This is a genomic window from Rhodococcus sp. GXMU-t2271 (genome assembly GCF_041414735.1).
In the GTDB taxonomy this organism is placed as follows: domain Bacteria; phylum Actinomycetota; class Actinomycetes; order Mycobacteriales; family Mycobacteriaceae; genus Rhodococcus; species Rhodococcus indonesiensis.
Genome location: NZ_JAUIZP010000080.1, coordinates 1 through 24,666 on the forward strand (window position 1 = coordinate 1; position 24,666 = coordinate 24,666).

At 72.3% G+C, this 24,666-nt stretch carries 3 protein-coding genes; all 3 read left to right on the forward strand.

What is annotated here, in order from left to right:
• The coding region (locus tag QYS60_RS25420) for a condensation domain-containing protein (protein WP_371384611.1) at nucleotides 1–4,210 on the forward strand (4,210 nt) is incomplete at its 5' end.
• A 216-nt stretch (nucleotides 4,211–4,426) separates the two neighbouring features.
• On the forward strand, nucleotides 4,427–11,818 hold the full coding sequence (locus tag QYS60_RS25425; RefSeq protein ID WP_371384612.1) for an amino acid adenylation domain-containing protein: 7,392 nt from the start codon (nucleotides 4,427–4,429) through the stop codon (nucleotides 11,816–11,818).
• Nucleotides 11,819–12,001: 183 nt separating this feature from the next.
• Complete coding sequence (locus QYS60_RS25430; RefSeq protein ID WP_371384613.1) at nucleotides 12,002–24,094, forward strand: amino acid adenylation domain-containing protein; 12,093 nt, start codon at nucleotides 12,002–12,004, stop codon at nucleotides 24,092–24,094.
• Nucleotides 24,095–24,666: the final 572 nt, after the last annotated feature.

Below are 24,666 nucleotides of genomic sequence, written 5' to 3' on the forward strand. Positions count from 1 at the left end.
GCTCGGCGAGATCGAGGCCGCCCTGCGCGGTCTCGACGACGTGCGCGACGTGGCCGTCGTCGTCCGCGACGACGACCGCGTCGGACCGCAGGTGATCGCCTACCTGGTCCCACAGCCGGGCGTCGTGCTCGACGTCGCCGATGTGAGCTCCCGCCTCGGGCGGGACCTGCCGTCGTACATGGTGCCGGCGGCGTTCGTGGTGCTCGAGGCGCTGCCGCTGAACGTCAACGGCAAGCTCGACCGCAAGGCGCTGCCGGCGCCGGTGTTCGAGGCGCGGGAGTTCCGGGCCCCGACCACCGTCACCGAGGAGGCCGTGGCACGGGTGTTCGCCGAGGTCCTCGACCTCGAGCGGGTGGGCCTCGACGACGACTTCTTCGCGCTCGGCGGCGACAGCATCGTCTCGATCCAGTTGGTCTCGCGGGCGAAGGCCCGCGGCGTGGTGTTCACCCCGCGGGACGTGTTCGAGCGCAAGACCGTCGCGGGGCTGGCGGAGATCGCCACCCTCACCGGCGGCGTCGAGCGTGCACTGACCGAACTGCCCGGCGGCGGCATCGGGGACGTCCCGTTGACCCCGGTGATGCGTGCAGCCCTCGAGGCTTCCGGCGACGTCGACCGGCTCGCCGTGTCGACTGCGGTGACCCTGCCCGCCGGCGTCGACGCCGCCGCGCTGGCCGGTGCGGTCGGCGCGGTCGTCGATCACCACGACGCGCTGCGCACGATCGTCGAACACGATGCCGACGGTGCCGTCACCCTGCGGGTGCGGGCCACCGGCACCGTCGACCCGGAAACCCTGCTGGCACAGGCGGAACCGGCGATCGGCACGCCCGACGACCGGCAGGACCGCGCCGAACGAGCCCTCGCGGCGGCCGTCGACCGACTCGACCCCGCCGCAGGCCGGATGGTGCAGTTCGTCCGCATCGACGACGAGCGCGGCGAGACGTTGCTGATCGTCGCCCACCGTTTCGTTGCCGACGACGCGTCCTGGCGGATCCTGATCGACGATCTGGCCGCCGCGTACGAGGCTCTCGCATCCGGGCAGCCCGTGGTGCTGCCGCCGGTCGGAACCTCCCTGCGCCGCTGGACGCACGGGCTGGCCGAGGCGGCCGGCCGCACCGAGCGCCGAACGGAACTCGCCCTGTGGCGGTCGATCCTGGACACCCCGGACTTCCCGATCGGGGACCGTCCGCTCGACCCGGCCGTCGATGTCGGCGCCACCGTCGAGCACGTGCACAGCACGGTACCGGCGTCGGACGCGGAGGCACTGCTCGTCGCGGTGCCCGAGCGGTTCCACGGCACCGTCCGCGACGGTCTGGTCACCGCGCTGGGTCTGGCCCTGGTGCGGTGGCGCCGGGACCGGGGCATCGACGAGACGGCCACGCTGCTCGAGGTGGACGGGGACGGACGTGACTCCACGGTGGTGCCCGGAGCCGACCTGTCGCGGACGGTCGGATGCTTCACCATCGCCTTCCCGTTCCGTGCGGGATTCGGAGGGATCGACGTCGACGACGCATTCGCCGGGGGACCGGCGATGGGCGACGCAGTCAAGGCGGTCAAGGAACAGCTGCGGGCTCTGCCCGACGGCGGTGCCGGCTTCGGTCTGCTGCGGTACCTCGACCCCGGCTCCGACGGGGACCTGGGCGCTCCGCGGCCGCAGGTCGCCCTCCACTTCGGCGAGCCGGCCGTGTCCGTCGAGGGCGGCGCGTGGTCGCCGACGGCGGCACCCGGCGACCGGACCGTCCGTCCCGCCGGGACGCCGGTCACCACGACGGTCGACGTCACCGCGACCGTGTCGTACGGACCGGACGGCAGGCAGCTCGAGGCGCACTTCGGTTTCCCAGCCGGGGTGGTCGAGCGCTCGGAGATCGAGGAGCTGGCCCAGCACTGGCATGAGGCACTCACGGCGCTGGCCCGCCACGTCCGCGAGCCGGGCGCCGGCGGCCTGACCCCGTCGGACGTGCCGCTCGTCTCGGTCGCCCAGCACGACCTCGACGTGTGGCAGTCGCGGTATCCCTCGGCCACCGACGTGTGGCCGCTGTCGCCGCTGCAGGCGGGTCTGCACTTCCATGCGCTCATGACCGAGGCGAGCGTGGACGTCTACACGATGCAGGCGGTGCTCGAGCTCGGCGGGGCGGTGGATCCGGAGCGGCTGCGCGCCGCTGCACAGGCCCTGCTGAACCGGTACCCGAACCTGCGGACGGTGTTCGTCACCGACAGCGGCGACCCGGTGCAGCTGGTGCTGGGCGACGTCGAGGTGCAGTGGCGGCACGAGCACCTCGGCGACCTCGCCGAGGCCGCCCGCGACGCCGAGCTGGCCCGCATCCTGCGCGACGAGCAGGTCCGGCGCTTCGACCTCGGCCGGGCACCGCTGATCCGGTTCCTGTTCGTCGACCTGACCGAGGGGCGTTCGCTGCTCGCGGTGACGGTCCATCACATCCTGCTCGACGGCTGGTCCATGCCGGTCCTCATGCAGGACCTCATGGCGCTGTACGTCACGCGCGGGGACACCACCGCGCTGCCCGCCGCCCACTCCTACCGGGAGTTCCTCGAGTGGCTCACCGAGCAGGACCGGGAGGCGTCGCTCGAGGTGTGGGCGAAGGCACTCGCCGGTGTCGAGGAGCCGACGGTCCTCGCCCCGTCGGTGCGCCGGCCCGACGCGGACGCCATCTCCTCGGTGCACGTGGTGTTCGACGAGGAACGCGCCGCGGCGGTGTCGGCCCTGGCCGCGAGCCTCGGCATCACCGTGAACACGCTGGTGCAGGCGGCCTGGGCGGTGCTGCTCGGCCGGATCGTGGGTCGCTCCGATGTGACCTTCGGTGCCACCGTCTCCGGCCGCCCCGCCGAGCTGCCCGGCGTCGAGTCGATGGTCGGCCTGTTCATCAACACCCTGCCGGTGCGGGTGGACACGGACGACGACGAGACGATCGCGCAGCTGCTGCGGCGCGTGCAGGCGCAGCAGGCGGACCTGCTCGGCCACCACTACCTGGGTCTCACCGAGATCCAGCAGCGGGCGGGCGGCCGGATCGGCTTCGACACCCTCCTTGTGTTCGAGTCGTACCCGATCGACCGGGCCGCCCTGTCGGCGGCCGCGACGGACCTCGACGGGATGACCGTCACGGACGTCCGGCTCGACGACGCGACGCACTACCCGCTGACCCTGCTCACCCTCGCGCAGTCGGAGATCGTGTTCACCTTCAAGTACCTCGAGCGGTACTTCGACGAGTCCGAGGTGAACGTGCTCTCGCAGCGGTTCGTGCGGGTCCTCGAGGCGTTCGTGGCCGACCCGCAGGCCGTGGTGGGAGACATCGATCTGATGGACGCGGCGGAGCGGGCGCACCTCGTCGCCGAGGCCGAACCCGCGGCGGCCCCGGTCGCGAGCACCGGCCGCACGCTCGCCGCGGTGCTGGCGAACGTGGTCGAGGAGGATCCGGAGGCCCCGGCCGTCGCCGTCGACGGCACCGAGGTGCCGTACCGCGAACTGGACGCGCGGTCCTCGCGGCTGGCGCGGGTGCTCGTCGCGCGGGGTGTCGGTGCCGGCGACGTGGTCGCCGTCGCCGTCCCGCGGTCGGTCCAGTCCGTGGTCGCGCAGTGGGCGGTCGCCAAGACCGGGGCGGCCCTGCTGATGGTCGATCCCGCCGTCCCGGCAGCTGGGATGCCGGACTCGGCCCGGGTGACGCTGGGTCTGACGGTGACGGGCGTCACCGGCCTGCCCGGCGCCGTCCCGTGGCTGCAGCTCGACGACGAGCAGCTGCGTGCCGAGCAGGCGGCGCAGGCCGCACACCCGGTCTCCTACGCGGACCGGCTCCGCCCGGTCGAGCCCGAGAGCCCGGCCCTGGTGACCGCGACGCGCACGCTCACCCAGGCGGAGGTGATCGACCGGATCGGTGAGCTGCGCGAGCAGTACGGCCTGACGTACGAGTCGCGCAGCGCCGCGGTCGGCTCGCCGGCGGCGGAAAGCGGGGTTCTCGAGCCGCTGCTGGTCACGGCCACCGGCGCGACGGTCGTCGTGGTGCCGGAGGGCGCCGACTCGGGGGACGCCCTCGACGCCGCCCTGTACGACGAGTGGGTCACCCACGCCCACCTGACCGCCGACGCGCTCGACACCCTCGAACCCGGGGGACTCGAGGATCTGGCGGTGGTGGTCGTCGTCGACCGCGCCCCCGACGAGTTGCTCGAACGGTGGCGCGCGGCACATCGGGTCGTCGTCGTCTGACGCCGTGCCGGCGTGGTGGGCTCCCTTCGGCTGGCGGGAGCCCACCACGTTCCGGCAGGTGAGGCCCGTAAAGGTAACGTCGCGGGCGTCTCGGTGGATGAACGGGTGGCGGCTACCGGCCGGTACGGTCCCGCCGAGGGCGCCGGGCGCAGTGACTATGCTTGATCGTTCGCGCGCGCTGGCAACGGAATCGAAGCGAAGGATGTGGGCACCTACATGCGGTCTTCTCGACACGACGGCAGTCCGGGCGAGAGCGATCCGGCGATCGCTCCGGAGCCGTCCGCCGGGAGGCACCGCGAACGCCCTGCCCGCAGCCGCCGTCCGTCCCCGGCCCGCCCCCAGCGCGGCGCCCGTGCCCGCAGCCAGGTGGCCCTGCTGCCCCAGCTGCTGACGTCGACCGTCGAGGAACGCGGCGACCATCCGGCGGTCGTCACGCCCGGCGGAACGGGCCTCACGTACCGGGAGTTGGACGCGAGGTCGTCGCAGTTGGCGCGAGTGCTGATCGCCCGGGGCGTCGGGCCCGGCGACGTGGTGGCCGTTGCCGTGCCGCGCTCGGTGGAGTCCGTCCTGTCCGTCTGGGCGGTCGCCAAGTCGGGCGCGACCTTCCTGCCCGTGGATCCGAAGTACCCCGCCGAGCGGGTTCAGCACATGATGTCCGACTCGGGTGCGGCCGTCGGACTGACCCTGGCCGCCTTCGCCGGCGCTCTCCCGGGATCGACGCAGTGGACCGCGCTCGACGATCCCGGCGTGGCCGCCGACATCGCGGCCCGTCCCAGCCACCCGGTGTCGTACGCCGACCGGCTCCGCCCCCTGTCGGAGCTGCATCCGGCGTGGATGATCTACACGTCGGGATCGACGGGCCTGCCCAAGGGCGTCTCCGTCCCGCACAGCGGCATCGCCGCTCTGATCACCGCGGAACGTGAGCACTACCGGGTCACCGCGGACGCCCGGGTGCTGCACATCTGCTCGCCCAGCTTCGACGTGTCGATGCTCGAGCTGCTGACCACGTTCGGTGCCGGCGCGACCCTCGTGGTCTCGCCGCCGACGATCGTCGGCGGCACGGACCTGTCGGAGCTGCTCGCGGCCGAGCGCGTCACCCATACGTTCATCACCCCGGCCGCCCTCGGGTCGGCGGACCCTCGGGGGCTCGACGACCTGCGCGTGGTCGTGGTGGCGGGGGAGAGCTTCGGACCCGATCTCGTCGAACGGTGGGCCGCGCCCCACCGCGACTTCTTCAACGGCTACGGCCCGACCGAGGCGACCATCCTCGCGGTCAGCAGCGCCGCCCTGCACCCGGGTGACCCGATCCGCATCGGTACCCCGATCCCCGGTGTGGGGGCATACGTGCTCGACACGCACCTGCGGCCGGTCCCCGCCGGCGTCACCGGCGAGCTGTACCTGGCGGGCGCACAGCTCGCGCTCGGATATCACGCCCGGCCGGGTCTGACCGCCGACCGGTTCGTCGCCAACCCGTTCACCGACGGCGGGGCGCGCATGTACCGCACCGGCGACCTCGTGCGCCGCGACGACGGCGGTGCGATCGAGTACCTCGGCCGCTCCGACTTCCAGGTCAAGATCCGCGGCTACCGCATCGAACTCACCGAGATCGACGCGGTCCTCGTCCGGCACCCGGACGTCGAGTTCGCCACCACCGTGGGCCGCCCGCTGCCGTCCGGGGAGACCGCGCTCGTCTCCTACGTCGTACCGGCAGGTGCGGCCGCGGACCTCGACACCGGGGCGCTCGTCGAGTTCGCGGCCGGCTTCCTGCCCGACTACATGCTCCCGGCAGCGATCGTCCCCATCCCCGAGGTGCCCCTCAATCCCGTCGGCAAGCTCGACCGCGCGGCCCTTCCCGACCCGGTCTTCGCGGTTCGCGAGTACCGGGCGCCGCAGACGCCGACCGAGCAGGCCGTCGCCGAGGTCTTCGCCGACGTCCTCGGCGTCGAGCGCGTCGGCCTCGACGACTCCTTCCTCGACCTCGGCGGCAACTCGCTCGTCGCCACCCGGCTCGTCGCCCGGCTCGGCGCGGTCCTCGACACGCGGGTGCCGGTGCCGCTGGTGTTCGAGGCCCCGACGGTGCAGGCGCTCGCCGACCGGCTCGAGGCGCAGGCCGGGTCCGGGGCCGTGGCGCTCGTCGCCCGCGAGCGCCCCGAGCGGGTCCCGTTGTCGCTCGCCCAGCAGCGGATGTGGTTCCTGAACCGTTTCGCGCCCGAGTCGGCGGTCGACAACATCCCCGTCGCGATCCGTCTCACGGGACACCTCGACGTCGATGCCCTGCAGGGTGCGGTCGCCGACCTCGTCGCCCGGCACGAGTCGCTGCGGACGGTGTACCCGGAGGTCGACGGCGACGGCTACCAGGTGGTGCTGCCGGCGGCCGAGGCCGTCCCGGATCTCACGCCCGTCGACGTCGCGGTCGAGGACGTTCCCGCCCGGGTGCTCGACCTGGTCGGCACCGGGTTCGACGTCACCGCCGCCGTGCCGTGGCGCGTCGCCCTGCTGCGTCTCTCGGCCGAGGAGCACGTACTCGTCGTCGTCGTGCACCACATCTCCGGCGACGGCTTCTCCATGACGCCGCTGACCCGCGACATCGTCGCGTCCTATCGGGCGCGTACCCGTAACGAGCCGAACCCGTTGCCGCCGTTGTCGGTCCAGTACGCCGACTATGCACTCTGGCAGCGGGAGGTGCTCGGCGGCGAGGACGATCCCGAGTCGGTGCTGTCCCGGCAGCTCGCCTACTGGCGAGCGCAGCTCGCGGACCTGCCGGAGGAGCTCGGCCTCCCGGCCGACCGCCCGCGCCCCGCCGTTTCCTCCAATCGTGGTGCCGCCCTTCGTTTCCCGATCGACAAGGAAGTGCACGCCGCGCTCGCCGAGCTGGCCCGCACCCACAACGCGAGCGTGTTCATGGTGGTGCACACGGCACTGGCCGTGCTGCTGGCCCGCCTGTCCGGTACCGACGACATCGCCGTCGGCACCCCCGTCGCGGGCCGCGGCGAGGCTGCTCTGGACGACGTGATCGGCATGTTCGTCAACACGCTGGTGCTGCGCACCGCCGTCGCGCCGGATGAGTCGTTCGCCGACCTGCTCGCCCGGGTACGCGGCACCGACCTCGAGGCGTTCGCGAATGCAGACGTGCCGTTCGAACGACTCGTCGAGGTACTCGACCCGCCCCGCTCGCAGGCAAGGCACCCGCTGTTCCAGGTGATGCTCACCTTCCAGAACCTGCCGCAGTCCACCCTCGAGCTGCCGGGTCTGCGCATCTCCGGTGTCGAATTCGACACGGCGATCGCGAAGTTCGACCTGCAGGTCACCGTCGCCGAGCAGGTCTCGGACCGCGGCGCGCCGGGCGGGATGACAGTCGAACTCGCCTACGCCACCGATCTTTTCGACGCCGACACCATGCAGTCCTTCGCCGACCGGTTCACCCGGATCCTGCGCGGGGCCGCCACGTCCGCCGCCACCCCGATCGGCATGCTGCCGTTGCTCGGCGACGCCGAGGCCGAGCGGGTCCTCACCGAGTGGAGCAGTCTCGGACCCGGCGCCCGGGTGCCGGCCGAGGCGACCCTCGTCGACCGTTTCGACGCCGTCGTCCGCCGCAGCCCCGACGCCCCGGCCGTCACGTTCGCCGGGCGCACCCTGACGTTCGCCGAGCTCGACGCGCGGGCCGACCGCCTGGCCCGGCGGCTCGTCGCGGCCGGAGCCGGCCCGGAAGAGCTCGTCGCCGTCGCGCTGCCCCGGTCGGCCGACCTGATCGTGGCGCTGCTGGCGGTGCTCAAGTCGGGTGCCGCGTATCTGCCCACCGACACCACCTATCCCGCCGAGCGCCTGCGGTACATGCTCGAGGACGCCCGGCCGCGCTGCCTCCTCACCGACGCAGGTGGTGACCTGCCGGACCTCGGCCTGCCACGGGTGCACGTCGAGGACGACGACCCGCACGCCCCGAGCGGGCCCGTCACCGACGCCGAGCGGATCGCGCCGCTGCGCGCGGACAACCGTGCGTACGTCATCTACACCTCCGGCTCGACGGGCCGCCCGAAAGGCGTCGCGGTCACCCACCGCAACGTGCTGACCCTGTTCGCCAACGCCGAACCGCTGTTCGGGTTCGGCTCCGACGACGTGTGGACGCTGTTCCACTCCTATGCGTTCGACTTCACGGTGTGGGAGCTGTGGGGACCGCTCCTGTACGGCGGCCGGCTGGTCGTCGTCGACTACCTCACGTCGCGCTCGCCCGAGCAGTTCCTCGAGCTGCTGCGGGCCGAGCGGGTCACCGTGCTGAACCAGACCCCTTCGGCGTTCCTCCAGCTCGACGAGGCCGACCGGGTGGCATCGGTGGAGCGCCCCGACGCCGGTCCGCTCGCCCTGCGCTACGTCGTGTTCGGCGGCGAGGCCCTCGACCTCGGCAAGCTCGGGGGCTGGTACGGGCGGCGGCCCGTGGCACCGACTCTGGTCAACATGTACGGCATCACCGAGACCACGGTCCACGTGTCGTTCCTGGCCCTCGACCGCGGTGCCGCCCGCGCCGGCGCCGCCAGCCGGATCGGCCGCTCGCTGCCGGGTCTGCGGCTGCGGGTGCTCGACCGGCTGCTGCAGCCCGTCCCGGTGGGCGTGCCGGGCGAGGTGTACGTCTCGGGCGATCAGCTCTCGCGCGGCTATCTCGGCCGCCCGGGGCTGACCGCCGCACGGTTCGTCGCCGACCCGTTCGGGTCGGGCCGGCTCTACCGCACCGGCGACGTCGCCCGGTGGAACGCCGACGGTGAACTCGAGTACGCCGGGCGCAGCGACGCGCAGGTGCAGTTGCGGGGCTTCCGCATCGAGCTCGGCGAGGTCGAGGCGGCGCTGATGCGTGCCGACGCGGTGGCCCAGGCGGTCGCCGTGGTCCGCGACGACGGCCTCGGCGATCGGCTCGTCGCATACGTGGTGCCCCGCGCCGGTGAGGACCTCGACGTGGCCCGCGTGCGCGAGCAGCTCGGTGCCTTCCTCACCGGCTACATGGTTCCGGACGTCGTGGTCGTTCTCGACGAGCTGCCACTCACCGTCAACGGCAAGCTCGACCGGCGCGCCCTGCCGGTGCCCCAGGCAACCACCACGGCGGGCACGCGCCGCGAGCCGGCCACCGACGCCGAACGCGCCGTCGCGCAGGTCTTCGCCGACGTGCTCGGCGTCGAGGGGATCGGGGCGGACGACTCGTTCTTCGACCTCGGCGGCAACTCGCTCATCGCGACGCGGGTGATCGCGCGGGTCAACGAGTCGCTGGGAACCGCCCTGGCGATCCGGGAGCTGTTCGAGGCGCCGACGGTCGCCGAACTCGCGGCCCGGGCCGACGCGCACGCGGAGTCGGCGCCCCGGCCCGCGCTGACCGCCGGCCCCCGCCCCGACCGGGTGCCGCTCTCCCTCGCCCAGCAGCGCATGTGGGTGCTCAACCAGCTCGATCCCGCGTCCGCGAGCTACAACATCCCGCTCGCGATCCGGCTGCGCGGCCGCCTCGACACCGCGGCCCTCACCGCGGCGGTGCGCGACGTGATCGAGCGGCACGAGTCGCTGCGCACCCGGTACCCGCAGGACGAGACGGGGCCCTACCAGCACATTCTCGACGCCGGCGCGGTCGTGCCCGCGGTGGTGCCGGTCGAGGCGGCGTCCGAGCAGGAGGCGCTCGCCGAGGTCGTCGCCCTCGCCGCGGAAGGATTCGACGTCTCGTCGCAGGTGCCGGTGCGCGGCCGGATCGTCTCGGTCGGCTCCGACGACCATGTGCTCGCCCTCGTCGTCCACCACATCTCCGCCGACGGTGCGTCGCTGGCGCCGCTGGCGCGGGACCTGATGACCGCCTACGCGTCGCGGTTGTCGGGCGATGCCCCCGCCTGGGCGCCGCTCGAGGTGCAGTACGCCGACTACGCGCTCTGGCAACGCCGGGTCCTCGGCGACGCCGACGACGCGCAGTCCCCGGCCGGTGCCCAGCTCGACTACTGGCGTTCGCGCCTGACGGGCGTGCCCGAACTCCTCGATCTGCCCACGGACCGTCCCCGGCCGCCGCAGCCGTCGCTGCGCGGCGGCACGGTAGCCGTGCAGGTCGACGAGCGCACCCGGCAGCGGCTCGACGCACTCGCGCTCGAGCATCGGGCCTCGCTGTTCATGGTGGTCCACGCGGCGCTCGCGGTGCTGCTGGCCCGCCTCAGCGGAACCCACGACATCGTCATCGGCACACCCGTCGCGGGCCGCGGCGACCGGCGCCTCGACGACCTGGTCGGGATGTTCGTCAACACTCTCGCGCTGCGTACGGACGTCGACCCGGCGGCGACCTTCGCCGAGCTGCTCGACCGGGCCCGCGCCGTCGACCTCGAGGCGTTCGGTCACGCCGACGTGCCGTTCGAGCGGGTGGTCGACGATGTGGTGGCCGCGCGCTCTCCGGCCCGGCACCCCGTCTTCCAGACGGTGCTGTCGTTCCAGAACACCGAGGCGGCGCGGCTCGAACTGCCGGATCTCACCGTCGAGGCGCTCGACGGCGGTGAACTCGCCGCCAAGTTCGACCTGCAGGTGACCGTCGATCCGCGTGAGCACCCGGGCGGCTCGGCCGCCGGCATGCACGTCGGGTTCACCTACGCCGTGGACCTGTTCGACGCCGGCACCGTCGCCACCTTCGCCGAACGCTTCGTGACCGTCCTGCGCGCCGTCGCGGCGAGCCCCCGGGCCGTGGTCGGGGACATCGATATCCGTACCGAGACCGAGCGCTCGGCGCCCGCGGACATCGAGCCCGAACCGGTGGCGGCCCCCGACCGGGTCGAGCGGACCGTGCCGCAGGAGTGGCAGGTCGCCGTGGAGTCCGACCCGGAGGCCCCGGCGTTCGTCGCGGACGGCACCGAGGTCACCTATCTCGAGCTCGATCGCCGGTCGTCGCAGTGGGCCCGGCATCTCATCGCCCAGGGTGTCGGACCCGGCGACGGTGTCGCGGTCGCCGCGCCGGCCGGACCGGAACTGATCACCGCGCTCTGGGCGATCACGAAGGCGGGCGCTGCGATCGTGCCTGCTGTCTCCGGCTCCACCGCGGCCGCGCAGACGCCCGAGCTCGGGTTGGCGACGCACGGGGCGGACGTCCGGCCGTCGGCCGCCGCGCGCTGGCTGTACCTCGACGACCCGGCGACGGCGGCCACCGTGGCAGCGCTGTCCACCCGTCCGGTCGACTACTCGGAGCGGGTCCGGGTCCTGCAGCCGCAGCACCCCGCGCTGCGGGTGGCCGACCGTGTGGTCGACCACGGCGAACTGGTCGCCCTGGCCCGCGGCGGAGGGGCGGCGGGGAAGCTGGACTACGAGTCGCGGTTGCTGGTGTGCGACGGTACGGCGGAGCAGTGGCGCGTCTTCGCCGTCCTGGCGGCCGGGATCGCCGGTGCGGTGGTGGTCGTGGCCGAGCCGGACGCCGACCTCGCCGCCGTGGTGTCCAACGAGTGGGTGACCCACGCATTCGTCCCGTCTTCGCTGGTAGAGGCGTTGAACGACGCGCCCGCCGAGGACCTCCGGGTCGTGGTCGTCACCGACCGTGACGAGATTCCCGCGGGTTCCGCCGCGGCGGGTGACGAGTGGGCGACCGTGGCCGCCGTCGACCCGTGGAGTATGCGGAACTGAATACCGGCCGGTAGATTGCCTGCGGGCGGGACGAGTTCTCCATTCTCTTCCCGCGTGTGGAAGGAGCTGTTCCGTAGTGCAACGCAGGAGCCCGGTCCGGGCAGATCGAGGTCCGGGCGCGTGAGGCGGGAGTCGGGGGTGCGGCGCCGGGAACGGGGTCGTCCGCGTAGCCGGGCCGCGCGTGTGGCACCGCTGCCGACTCTGCTGACGTCTGCGGTGGAACTGCGCGGCGACCACCCGGCGGTGGTGTGTGCCGCCGGGGGCGGCTCCCTGTCGTACCGGGAGCTGGACGAGACGTCGTCGCGATGGGCACGGTGGCTGATCGGTCGCGGCGTCGGGCCGGGTGACGCGGTCGCGGTGGCGATACCCCGTTCCCTGGAGTCGGTGCTCGCGCTGTGGGCGGTGGCGAAGTCGGGGGCGACGTTCGTCCCTGTCGATCCGCGCTACCCGGTCGAGCGGGTGGAATTCATGCTGGCGGACTCCGGCGCAGCCTTGTGCATGACGGTGAACGACTTCTCCGCGGCCGTGCCGGCCGGAGTCGAACAGGTGCGGCTCGACGACGCGGCGACGGCCGGACAGGTCGAGCAGTTGCCCGGGCATCCGATCTCGTACGCCGACCGGACGCGCGCGCTCGAGGGCCTGGACGTCGCATGGATGATCTACACGTCCGGCTCCACAGGCCGCCCCAAGGGCGTCGCTGTCACGCACGCGGGCATCGCCGGCGTGATCTCCGCCGAGCGTGAGCACTACGAGGTCGATGCGGACGCGCGGGTGCTGCACGTGTGCTCGCCGAGCTTCGACGTCTCCCTGCTCGAGTTGCTGACCGGGTTCTCCGCGGGTGCGACGGTCGTGGTGGCGCCGGCGTCGGTGGGCGGCGGCGCCGACCTGGCCGAGGTGCTGACGGCCGCTGCGGTGACGCACGTGTTCATCACCCCGGCGGCGCTGAGTTCGGTGGATCCCGCGGGGCTGACGGACCTGCGGTTCGTGGTGGCAGCCGGCGAGGCCTTCGGGCCGGAACTGGTGAACCGCTGGTCGGCTCCCGGCCGGCGGTTCTTCAACGCGTACGGGCCGACGGAGGCGACGATCCTGGCCACCAGCAGCGCGCCGCTGGTGGCCGGCGAGCCGATCACGATCGGCACCCCGATCCCGGGAGTGGGCGCGTACGTCCTCGACGGCCGGTTGCGGCCGGTGCCGCCGGGGGTGGTCGGTGAGCTGTATCTGGCCGGCGCTCAGGTCGCGCGCGGCTACCACCGTCGACCGGGGCTGACGGCGGAGCGGTTCGTGGCCGATCCGTTCGGGTCGGATCCGGGCACCCGGATGTACCGGACCGGGGACCTGGTCCGTCGCGCGGCCGACGGCCCGATCGAGTACCTCGGGCGCAGCGACTTCCAGGTCAAGATCCGCGGGTTCCGGGTGGAACTGGGGGAGGTCGACGCGGCTCTGACGGCGCGGCCGGACATCGAGTTCGCGGCGACCCTCGGCAAGGTGCTGCCGTCCGGGGAGGCGGCACTGGTCTCGTACGTGCTGCCGGTGGCCGGAACCCGGCTGGAGGTGCCGGCGGTGCTCGCCGAGTTGGCGGAGACGCTGCCCGCCCACATGGTGCCGGCCCTGGTGACGGTGCTCGACACGGTGCCACTGACGCCGGTGGGCAAGCTCGATCGCGCGGCGTTGCCCGAACCGGTGTTCGCCCAGCGGGAATACCGGGCGCCGCGCACCTCGGTCGAGGAGACCGTCGCGTCGGTGTTCGCCGAGGTGCTCGGTCGCGAGCGCATCGGACTGGACGATTCCTTCCTCGAGCTGGGTGGGAATTCTCTGCTGGCAACCCGGCTGGTGGCGCGCCTGGGTGCAGCCCTGGAGACCCGGGTGCCGGTGCCCGCGGTGTTCGAGGCGCCGACGGTCGCCGCGTTGGCGGCCCGGCTCGAGTCGGGTGGCCTTGCGGTCCGGGCGGTTCCGTTGGCGGCCCGGGAACGCCCGGACCACGTACCGCTGTCGTTCGCGCAGCAGCGGATGTGGTTCCTCAATCGGTTCGATCCGGCCTCCGCGGCCGACAACATCCCGGTGGCGATCCGGCTGACGGGCCGACTCGACGTCGATGCCTTGCGAAAGTCCGTGTTCGACATCGCAACCCGGCACGAGATCCTGCGCACCCGGTATCCGGAGCGGGACGGGCTGCCGTACCAGGCGATCGTTCCCGTCGCCGGGTACACGCCCGACTGGGCGTCGGAGTCGGTGCGTCCGACGGATCTGGCGGACCGCATCGCCGACGTGGTGGCCACCGGATTCGACGTGACCACCGAAGTGCCGTTCCGGGTGCGGCTGTTCCGCGTCGCGGACGACGAACACGTGCTCGTGTTCGTTGCCCACCACATCAGCGCCGACGGCTGGTCGATGACGCCGCTGACCCGAGATCTGATGACCGCCTATGCCGCGCGTGCCGCCGGCGGGGAACCCGCATGGGAACCGCTGCCGCTGCAGTACGCGGACTTCGCGCTGTGGCAGCGCGAGGCGCTCGGATCGGAGGGCGACGCCGGCAGTCCACTGGCGGCGCAGGCGCAGTACTGGCAGCGGGTCCTCGAGGATCTGCCCGAGGAGTTGCACCTGCCGGCCGACCGCGCCCGCCCCCCGGTGCAGTCCTTCGCCGGCGGCCGGATCGCCTTCGACATCGACGCTCCGACGCATCGGCGGGCGGCGGAACTGGCGCAGCAGAACGGGTCGACCCTGTTCATGGTCCTGCACACCGCACTCGCAGTGTTCCTCGCCCGGATGTCGTCGTCGCACGACATCGCCGTAGGTACCGCAGTCGCCGGCCGCGGTGACGCCGCGCTGGACGACATGGTCGGCATGTTCGTCAACACCCTGGTGTTGCGGACCCGGGTCGATCCCGGGTCCGGGTTCGCGGACCACCTCGCCCGAGTCCGCGACAACGACCTCGAGGCGTTCACCCATGCCGAGATCCCCTTCGAACGAGTCGTGGAACTGCTCGCTCCGGAACGTTCGACCGCGCGGCACCCGCTGTTCCAGGTTGCCCTCGCGCTCGAGAACCTCCCCCCCGCGGGGCTCGAACTACCGGGCCTCAGCCTGGCGGCGGTGCCCTTCGAGGTGACCACCGCGAAGTTCGACCTGTCGTTGACCCTGCGCGAACGCACGGACCTCGACGGGAAACCCGCGGGAATGTCGGCGGAGTTCGTGTTCGCGCGGGATCTCTTCGACGACGAGACCGTGGCCGGATTCGCGCGACGGTTCGTGCGGTTGCTGGCCGCCGCCGTGGTGGACCCGGCCGTGCCGGTCGGCGACCTGGCGCTCCTCACCGGCGACGAGGCCGCCCGGCTCACGCGTGCCCCGGACGCCGTGCCGGGCGGTGCCCGCACGCTCGCCGAGATCCTGACCGCGGCGGTTTCCCGCGACCCCGCCGCGCCGGCCGTCCGGTACCGGGGCCGGACGATCACCTACCGCGAACTCGACGAGTCGTCGTCGCGGCTCGCACGAGAGCTGGCAGCACGGGGCATCGGCCCCGACGATGTCGTGGCCCTGGCGTTCCCGCGTTCGTACGAGATGGTGCTCGGGGTGTGGGCGGTCGCGAAGGCCGGCGCCGCACACCTTCCGGTGGACCCGTCCTATCCGGTGGACCGGGTCCGGTACATGCTCGCCGATTCCGGTGCGGCGGTGTGCCTCACCACCACCGAGTACGCCTCCGCGCTGCCCGACTCCCCGCCCCGGCTGGAACTGGACGATCCCGAGTTCGCGCGGCTCGTCGCGACGCGATCCGCCGCCGGGACGCCCGAGCGCGTCCGGCCCCTGTCGGTGCAGCACGCGGCATACGTCATCTACACGTCGGGGTCGACCGGGCAGCCCAAGGGAGTGGTGGTCACCCACGCGGGCCTCGACCCGCTGCTCGACGCCGCCGTCACGCTGTACGGCGTGACGTCACGGGCGCGCTTCCTGCACGTGTGCTCGCCGAGCTTCGACCCTTCGGTGCTCGAATGGATGGTCGCGTTCTCCCAGGGGGCGACGCTGGTCGTGGTGCCGTCCACGATCGTCGGCGGACCGGAACTGGCGGAACTGATCCGAGCCGAACGGGTCAGCCACACCATCGTCACCCCTGCCGTCCTCGGGACGGTCGATCCGTCGGGCCTCGAGAGCCTCGAGGCCGTCTCGGTCGGCGGGGACGTGACAACGCCGCACCTGCTGGCGCGGTGGGCGCCGGGGCGGAAGTACTTCAACGGCTACGGGCCGACGGAGACGACGATCATCTCCTCGTTCGCGCGGCTGCAGCCCGGCCGTCCGGTCACCGTCGGCCGGCCCGTCCCGGGAGTGTCCGCACTGGTGCTGGACTCCCGGTTGCGGCCGGTGCCACCCGGCGTCGCGGGCGAGCTGTACCTGGCCGGGACCGCCCTCGCCCGGGGATACCACCGGCGCAGCGCCCTGTCGGCCGCACGGTTCGTGGCGAATCCGTTCGGGACGCCGGGCACGCGGATGTACCGGACCGGTGACACGGTGCGCTGGCGCGGCACCGGTGGGCTCGCCGAGCTGGAGTACCTCGGGCGCGGCGACTCGCAGGTCAAGCTGCGTGGATTCCGGGTCGAGCTCGGAGAGATCGACGCCGCGCTCGAGCGGGATCCGTCGGTCGCGCAGGCAGTTACGGTGCTGCACACCGATCCGCACGGCGGGGACAGGCTCGTCGGCTACGTCGTCGGAGCGGCCGGCGCCGCACCCGACCCGGCGCATCTGCGCGAGTTCCTCGCCAGGACGCTGCCGCACCACATGGTGCCCGGCCACGTCGTCGTGCTCGACGCCCTGCCCCTCACCGCCGGAGGCAAGCTGGACAGGCGGGCACTGCCGGTGCCGCAGCCCGAATCGGCCGAGTACTGCGCCCCGGCGACGCCCGACGAGCAGGCGGTCGCAGACGTGTACGGCGCCGTGCTCGGGGTCGAGCGGGTCGGCCGCGCCGACGACTTCTTCGCGCTCGGCGGCAACTCGCTGCTCGCGATGCAAGTGGTCGCGCGGCTCGATGCCGCCCTCGGTGTCCGGGTGCCGGTGCGGACGTTGTTCGAGGCGCCGACGGTGTCGGCCCTGGCGGCGCGGATGGGGGACCCGGTCGCCGTCCCGTCCCGGATGCCGCTGCGGCACCGGCAGCGCCCCGAGCGGATTCCGCTGTCGCTCGCGCAACGGCGGATGTGGTTCTTCAACCGGTTCGATCCGGACTCCGCCGCCTTCAACATCCCGCTCGTGCTGCGACTCACCGGCGAGCTGGACGTGCCCGCCCTGCAGACGGCACTGCGCGACCTGCTCGCACGGCACGAGGCGCTGCGCACCGTCTTCCCCGACTCCGGTTCCGGACCGTTCCAGGTGATCGTTCCGGTCGAGGACGTGCCCCTCGATCCGGCGGCGCACGACGTGACCGAGGACGAGCTGTCCTCGCGGGTCGCCGCACTCGTCTCCCGCGGGTTCGACGTCACCACCGCGGTACCCGTCCGGGCGGCCCTGCTGCGCCTCACCGACCGGGACCACGTGCTGGTCGTCGTCGTCCACCACATCGCCGGCGACGGCGGATCCCGGGCCCCGATGGCCCGGGACCTGGCCACCGCGTACCTGGCCCGCAGAGCGGGCGTCGAGCCGGCGTGGGAACCCCTGCCCGTCCAGTACGCCGACTACGCGTTGTGGCAACAGGATGTGCTGGGATCCGAGGACGATCCCGATTCGCTGCTCTCGCGTCAGATGCACTACTGGACCACGGCGCTGGCGGGTCTGCCGGACCTGCTGGAGCTGCCCACCGACCGTCCGCGGCCCGCCGTGCAGACCGGCCGCGGCGCGAGCGTGGACTTCACGCTGGACGAGTCGTCGGCCGCCCGGCTCGATCGGCTCTCGCGGGACCACGGGGTGACGTTCTTCATGCTCGTGCACGCCGCGCTCGCGGTCCTGCTGGCCCGCCTGTCCGGTACCGACGACATTCCCGTCGGGGCGCAGGTCGCCGGCCGCGGCGAGGAGGCACTGGACGATCTGGTGGGGATGTTCGGCAACACCCTCGTGCTGCGCACCCGGATCGACCCGGATGCCACCTTCGCCGAGGTCCTCGCCTCCGTGCGAGAGGTCGACCTCGCCGCGTTCGGCAACCCCGACGTGCCGCTCGAACGTCTCGTGGAGGTCCTCGACCCCGTCCGGTCCACCGCGCATTCGGCGCTGTTCCAGGTGCTGCTCGTGGTGCACAACTTCGCCCGTTCCGAGATCGCACTGCCGGACCTGCAGATCGCGCCGGTCGCAACGCCCCCGGGTGGCGCCAAACTCGATCTCGAGATCCACCTGACCGAGACGCGCGACGAGCAGGGGCGCCGAGAGGGGATCTCCGGATCCGTCGTCTACGCCTGCGACCTGTTCGACGAGGACACCGTGCGGACGTTCGCTGCGAGACTCGTGTCGATCCTGGAGGTGGCGGCGGCTGATCCGGGCGTCGCGGTCGGCGGCATCGACCTGCGAACGGTGGAGGAACGCGCCCGGCTCGACGAGCTGAACCGGACGGCTGCGCCGCTCGGCGACCGCTCGGTTCTGGACGCGTTCACCCGGCAGGTCCGGCGCACCCCGGACGCGACGGCAGTCGTCTTCGAGGACACCGCGCTGACCTACGCGCAGTTCGCCTCCCGGGTGGATCGGCTCGCGCGGCGCCTCGTCGCGTGCGGCGTCGGCCCCGAGCGTCTGGTCGGTGTCCACATGAGCCGATCGGTCGAGATGATGGTCGGCATCTATGCCGTGCTCCGGGCCGGTGGCGGGTACGTGCCGCTCGACCCGGAACATCCCGCCGAGCGAACGGCGTACGTTTTGGACACCGCCCAGCCGGTGGTGGTGCTGACCACGACACACGACCGGGACACGCTCCCCGATACCGTCCCGGCCCTCGTGGTCGACGAATCGGACGTCGCACCGGCGCCGGCCACCGAGTTCGCCGACCACGAGCGCCTGGCGCCGCTGCACGAGGCGCACGTCGCCTACGTGCTCTACACCTCCGGGTCGACCGGCCGCCCCAAGGGCGTGGCCGTGACCCACGGCGCCGTCGTGAACCAGATGACGTGGATGCGCGAGCGCTACGAACTCGGCATCGGGGACACGGCCCTGCAGAAGACCCCGGTCACGTTCGACGCGTCGGTGTGGGAGCTGTTCTTCCCGTTGCAGGTCGGTGCACGACTCGTGATCGCGGCACCGGGAGGCCATCGCGACCCGGACTACCTCGTCCGCCTCTCGCGGCAGTGGGCGGTCTGCATCCTCGAGTTCGTCCCGACGATGCTCGCCCTGTTTCTCGCGGATCCCGACCTCGAACTTCCGGCGACGCTCGAGTACCTGTCCGTCGGGGGCGAGGCGCTGCCCGGCGAGCTCGCGGCCCGGTTCGCCGAGCGTTCGGATGCGCTGCTCGACAACACCTACGGCCCGACCGAGGCAACCGTCACCGCGACCGTGCTGCGCTGCGCCGGCCGTCGCACCGATGCCGGCACCGTTCCGATCGGCCGCCCGATCCGCAACACCACCGCCTACGTTCTCGACGAGCGGCTGAATCCGGTGCCGATCGGGGTACCGGGGGAGCTGTATCTCGGTGGGGTGCAACTTGCCCGCGGCTACCACACCCGTCCGGATCTCACGGCGGAACGGTTCGTCGCGTACCCGGGCGGGACGCGGATGTACCGCACCGGTGACCGAGTCCGATGGTTGCGGGACGGAACCCTGGAGTTCCTGGGCCGCAACGACTTCCAGGTGAAGGTGCGCGGCCTGCGGATCGAGCTGGGGGAGATCGAGGCAGCACTTCTGGCGCAGCCGGAGGTGGCGCAGGCCGCCGTGACCGTCCACGACGGGACCCACGGTCCGCAGATCACCGCGTACGTCGTGCCGGTGGACGGTGCCGCGGCCGACGGCGGCGCCGTTCGTGCGGCCGTGGGACGCGTGCTGCCGCGGTACATGGTGCCCGACGTGGTGACCGTGCTCGGCACGCTCCCGCTCACCACCTCCGGGAAGGTGGATCGCCGGGCCCTGCCCGAACCCGTCCCGGCCGTCCGGGAGTTCCGCCCGCCCGCGACCGCGGTCGAAAAGGCCGTGGCCTCGGTGATCGGGGAGGTGCTCGGTGCGGAGCGGCTCGGGCTCGACGACGACTTCTTCGCTCTCGGCGGGAATTCGCTGATCGCCACGCGCGTCGTCGCCCGCCTCGGAGCGGCGCTGCATGCGTCGGTCCCCGTGCGCGTGATCTTCGAGGCATCGACGATCGAGTCGCTGTCGGCAGCCGTGGGACGCTACATCGGGTCCGGCGGCTCGCCCGCCCTGGCCGCCCGGCCGCGTCCGGAGCGGATTCCGCTGTCGCCCGCCCAGCAGCGGATGTGGTTCCTCAGCCGGTTCGAGGCGACCGCCGCGGCCTACAACATTCCGATGGCAGTGCGGCTGACCGGCCGACTGGATCCGGCGGCGTTGCAGTCGGCGGTCGCCGATGTCGTCGTCCGCCACGAGGTCCTCCGGACCTTCTACCCCGAGGTCGACGGGGTGCCGGTCCAGCAGATACTGCCCGCCGGCGCGGGTGCGCCGGCCCTGCACCCGACGGACGTCGACGAACCGGCACTCCGCGCTGCCGTCCGGTCGGCGGCGGCGACCCGGTTCGACGTCACCGGGTCCGTGCCGGTCCTCGTGCGGCTGTTCCGGTTGTCCCCGGCCGAACACGTCCTGCTCGTCGTGGTGCACCACATCGCCGCCGACGGATATTCCGTGGCGCCCCTCGTCCGGGATCTCGCCCTCGCGTACAGCGCGCGACAAGAGGGGCGCGAACCCGCGTGGCAGCCACTTCCCGTGCAGTACGCGGACTACACCCTGTGGCAGCGGGACCTCCTGGGCAGCGAGAGCGACCCGGAGTCGCGCGTCTCCCGCCAGCTCGCCTTCTGGGCCGACGAACTGGCCGATCTGCCCGATCAGTTGCCGATGCCCACGACCCGTCCGCGGCCTCCGGTGCAGTCCTATCGGGGCGACCGGGTTCCCGTCACGATCGACGCGGATCTGCACGGCAGGGTGGCGGCACTCGCGGCAACAACGAGGACGACGCCGTTCACCGTCGTGCACGCGGCCTTCGCCGTGCTGCTGGCCCGGTTGTCCGGCACCGAGGACATCGCCGTGGGCACCCCGGTGGCCGGTCGAGGCGAGGCAGCCCTCGACGACCTCATCGGGATGTTCGTGAACACCCTCGTGTTCCGCACCCGAGTCGACCCGGCTGTCTCCTTCACCTCGCTCCTCGCGCAGGCCCGGGAGAAGAACCTCCAGGTCCTGGCCCATGCGGACGTCCCGTTCGAACAGCTCGTCGAGGCGCTGGCGCCGGCCCGGTCCATGGCGCGGCATCCGCTGTTCCAGGTGGGCCTGTCGTTCCAGAACCTCGGCACGGTCGATTTCGAACTCGCCGGCCTGACGGCGGCCCGGTTCGACATCGCGGGGGAGATCGCCCAGTTCGACCTGCACCTGATCGTCGGTGACAGCTACGGGGCGGACGGGACGCCGGCGGGGATCGGCGGGCATCTGTCGTACGCCACCGATCTCTTCGACCGACATGCGGCCGCGTCCATCGTGGACCGGTTCGTCCGGATCCTGGGCGAACTGGTTTCGGCTCCAGACCGCGCGGTCGGCGACGCCGAGCTCCTCGGCGCCCGGGAACGACAGGCGCTGCTCGAGGCGGCGAACGACACCCGCGTCGACATCGCGGCCGGTGACTGCCTTCCCGATCTGCTCGGACGCCAGGTACGCGAACGCCCGGACGCGGTCGCGCTCGTCGGGGACGGGGTGCAGTCGACGTTCGGTGAACTCGGTGCCCGAGTCGCCCGGCTGGCCCGCGCGCTGGTGGCGGACGGTGTCGGACCGGAGGTCCGGGTCGGTCTGCTGATCCCCGGATCGGTGGATCTCGTCGTCGCGATGTACGCGGTCGCCGCCGCAGGCGGCGCGTACGTTCCGCTCGATCCGTCGCTTCCGGTCGCCCGGCTGACGCGCATGGTCGCGGCGGCGCGACCGGCGACGGTGCTCGTGTCTGCGGCATCCGCAGGCGTCGCGAGCGCGGTTGTGCCGGAGCCGGTCCGGGTTCTCGATGTCTCGAGCGTGGACCTGTCGCAGTACTCGGCCGCCCCGGTGACCGACGCCGACAGGACCGCGCCGCTGCATCCCGCGAACCTCGCCTACATCCTGTTCACGTCGGGATCGACGGGGGTGCCCAAGGGTGTGGCGGTGGACCACGGGGCGGTGGTCAACCAGTTGCGTTGGCTGCATGCGGAGTTCGGGTTCGGTCCGGGGGAGGTGACGGTACAGCGGACCGTGGCCACGTTCGACCTGTCGGTGTGGGAGTTCTGGGGCGCCACGACGTGCGGTGGCCGGCTGGTGGTCGCCGACCCCGAGGCCCGCCGCGATCCGGTCCGCTTGCTGGCGCTCGTCGAACGCGAAGCCGTCACGACGCTGTACCTGGTTCCGTCCCTGCTGAGCGCCCTGATCGCTGTTGCAGACGGACAGTTGCCGACCTCGGTGCGACGGGTGCTTTCGATCGGGGAGACGCTTCCGGGGGCTGTCGCCGGGGCGTGCCGGCGGTCGAGCCGGGCGGAACTCGTCAACCTGTACGGACCCACCGAGGCGGCCGTGTCGGTGACGGCGCACCGGGTCACGCCCGCAGACACCGACCAGGTGCCGATCGGAGTGCCCGAGTGGAACACCCGCGTGTATGTACTCGACCGGCGGCTGCGACCCGTGCCGGCCGGAGTGACCGGAGAGCTCTACCTGGCGGGCCGGCAGCTTGCGCGGGGATACAGCGGAAGCCCCGGGGTGACCGCGGACCGTTTCGTTGCCGACCCCTTCGGGGCCGGGGGACGTCTGTACCGTACCGGCGATCTGGCCCGGTGGACCGCTGCGGGCGTCCTCGAGCACGTCGGGCGTGCAGACTCCCAGGTCAAGCTGCGCGGATTCCGGATCGAGCTCGGGGACATCGAAGCGGCGCTGCTGCGTCTGCCCCTCGTGTCGGCCGCGGTCGCGACAGTGCATCAGGACGCGGCGACCGGTGCGCGAATCATCGCGTATGTCGTTGCTGCACAGTCCGAATCGGACTTCGATGCGGCGTCCCTGCGGGGCGTGCTCGCGGACGAGCTGCCGAACTACATGGTGCCGGCCTCGATCGTGCGCCTGGACCGGCTCCCCGTCGGCGCGACGGGCAAGGTCGATCGTGGCGCGCTGCCCACGCCGATGCCCGAGCGGGCGTCCTACCGAGCCACGGCGACACCGGTCGAGCGCGCGGTGGCGCAGGTGTTCGCGGATGTCCTTGCCGCGGACCGGGTCGGATCCGACGACGACTTCTTCGTTCTCGGCGGATCCTCCCTCGTGGCCGTGCGGGTGACCCGCGAGCTCACGCGCCGACTCGATCGTCCGGTCCCACTCGAATGGGTCTTCGCTCATCCGAAGGTGGCCGACCTTGCGGCCCGGATCGAGCGGTCGGTGGAGGAGCGGCCGGCGGGGAGCGAAGCCGCCGACGCGGCCCTGGCCGTTCTGCTTCCTCTGCGGGAGGGTGACGAGGGACGCGATCCGGTGTTCTTCGTGCACCCGGTGATCGGCCTCGCCTGGAGCTTCGCGTCGCTCGCCGGGTACGTCGAGCCCGGCCGCGCGGTCTACGGATTGCAGTCCCCGGCACTGTCGGGTGAGTCGGACCTACCGGATTCGATCGAGTCCTGGGCGGCTCGGTACGTCTCGGAGGTCCGGCGGGTCCACCCGGACGGTCCCTTCCATCTGGTCGGGTGGTCCCTCGGCGGCGTGATCGCGCACGAGATGGCGGTCCAGCTCCAGCGGGCCGGACTCGAGGTCGGTTCACTCGTGCTCCTCGACTCCTACCTGCCCGACGCCGTGCGCTCCCCGGTCGATCCGGTCTCGGTGGCGGCAGTGGCTCTGAACGCGAGCCACGGCGGCGGACCCGGTGGGGTCGAGGACGGTCTCGATGTGCTCGCCGACGACATCGACCCGGATCTGACGGCGTCCGTCCTGACGAGCATCGAGCGCTCGTTCGATGCGCTCGAGGGGCATGTTCCGGGCCGGTACGACGGGCGCATGCTGTTCGTCGGCGCCGCGCCGCACACCGGGTCGGACGGGGGCCGGGACTGGGCGCCCTACGTCGCGGACGAGGTGCATCGGCACGATCTCCCCGTCTCGCACTGGGAGATGACCGGGCCGAGTGCGTGCACTCGTCTCGGACCGCTGTTGGCGGGCTGGACGTCGGTCGGCTCCTGCCCGGAATGCGGGTGCGCCGCGCGCTGACTCGGAGGTGTCGGGCATTGCGCACGAGCGGTCGGCAGGCGGCCGTCGTGTCCGACATCACATCGAACACCCCGGAGTGAATTGTCCAATCCTTGGACGAAATGGGGAGAGTGTCGGTCCTCGGTCCGTTGCGGTCATGGAGGTCGTCGGATCGAACCGGCGGGACGGCGAGGAACTCTTCCAAGCCGGGTTCCGGCTCCGTATTCAGAAACCGCAGGTGCCGCGTCTTTCCCGTGGGGCAGTCGGAGACTTCCCGGATGCCGGTCGGGGGCACGGGCGCCTTCGGAAGCGGCGCTGCGGCGTGCGGCGAATCGGGCATTCGGATGTGCCGGTGCTCCCGGCGGGACGGGACCCGCGCTGTCCGGAATGCCGGTCTACCCTTCGGTAACTTAGTTTCTGGACGTACGAACAGGTGGCACGGTTTGTTTTCGTATGGAATGGTGGCGAAGTGCTCTCGAGCCGGGAATCGTCGGGGTTCCGGTGCGCGAGACGACAGCGAAGCGGTGTCCGTCGGGGAGGGCGGGTGTCGCCGCAGTTCGTGACACCCCGACCGTGATCGGAACCGGTATGCG

Bases quoted from the DNA above. Each gene is read 5' to 3' on its own strand.
- QYS60_RS25425 (WP_371384612.1), top strand. From the start codon at position 4,427: ATGCGGTCTTCTCGACACGACGGCAGTCCGGGCGAGAGCGATCCGGCG.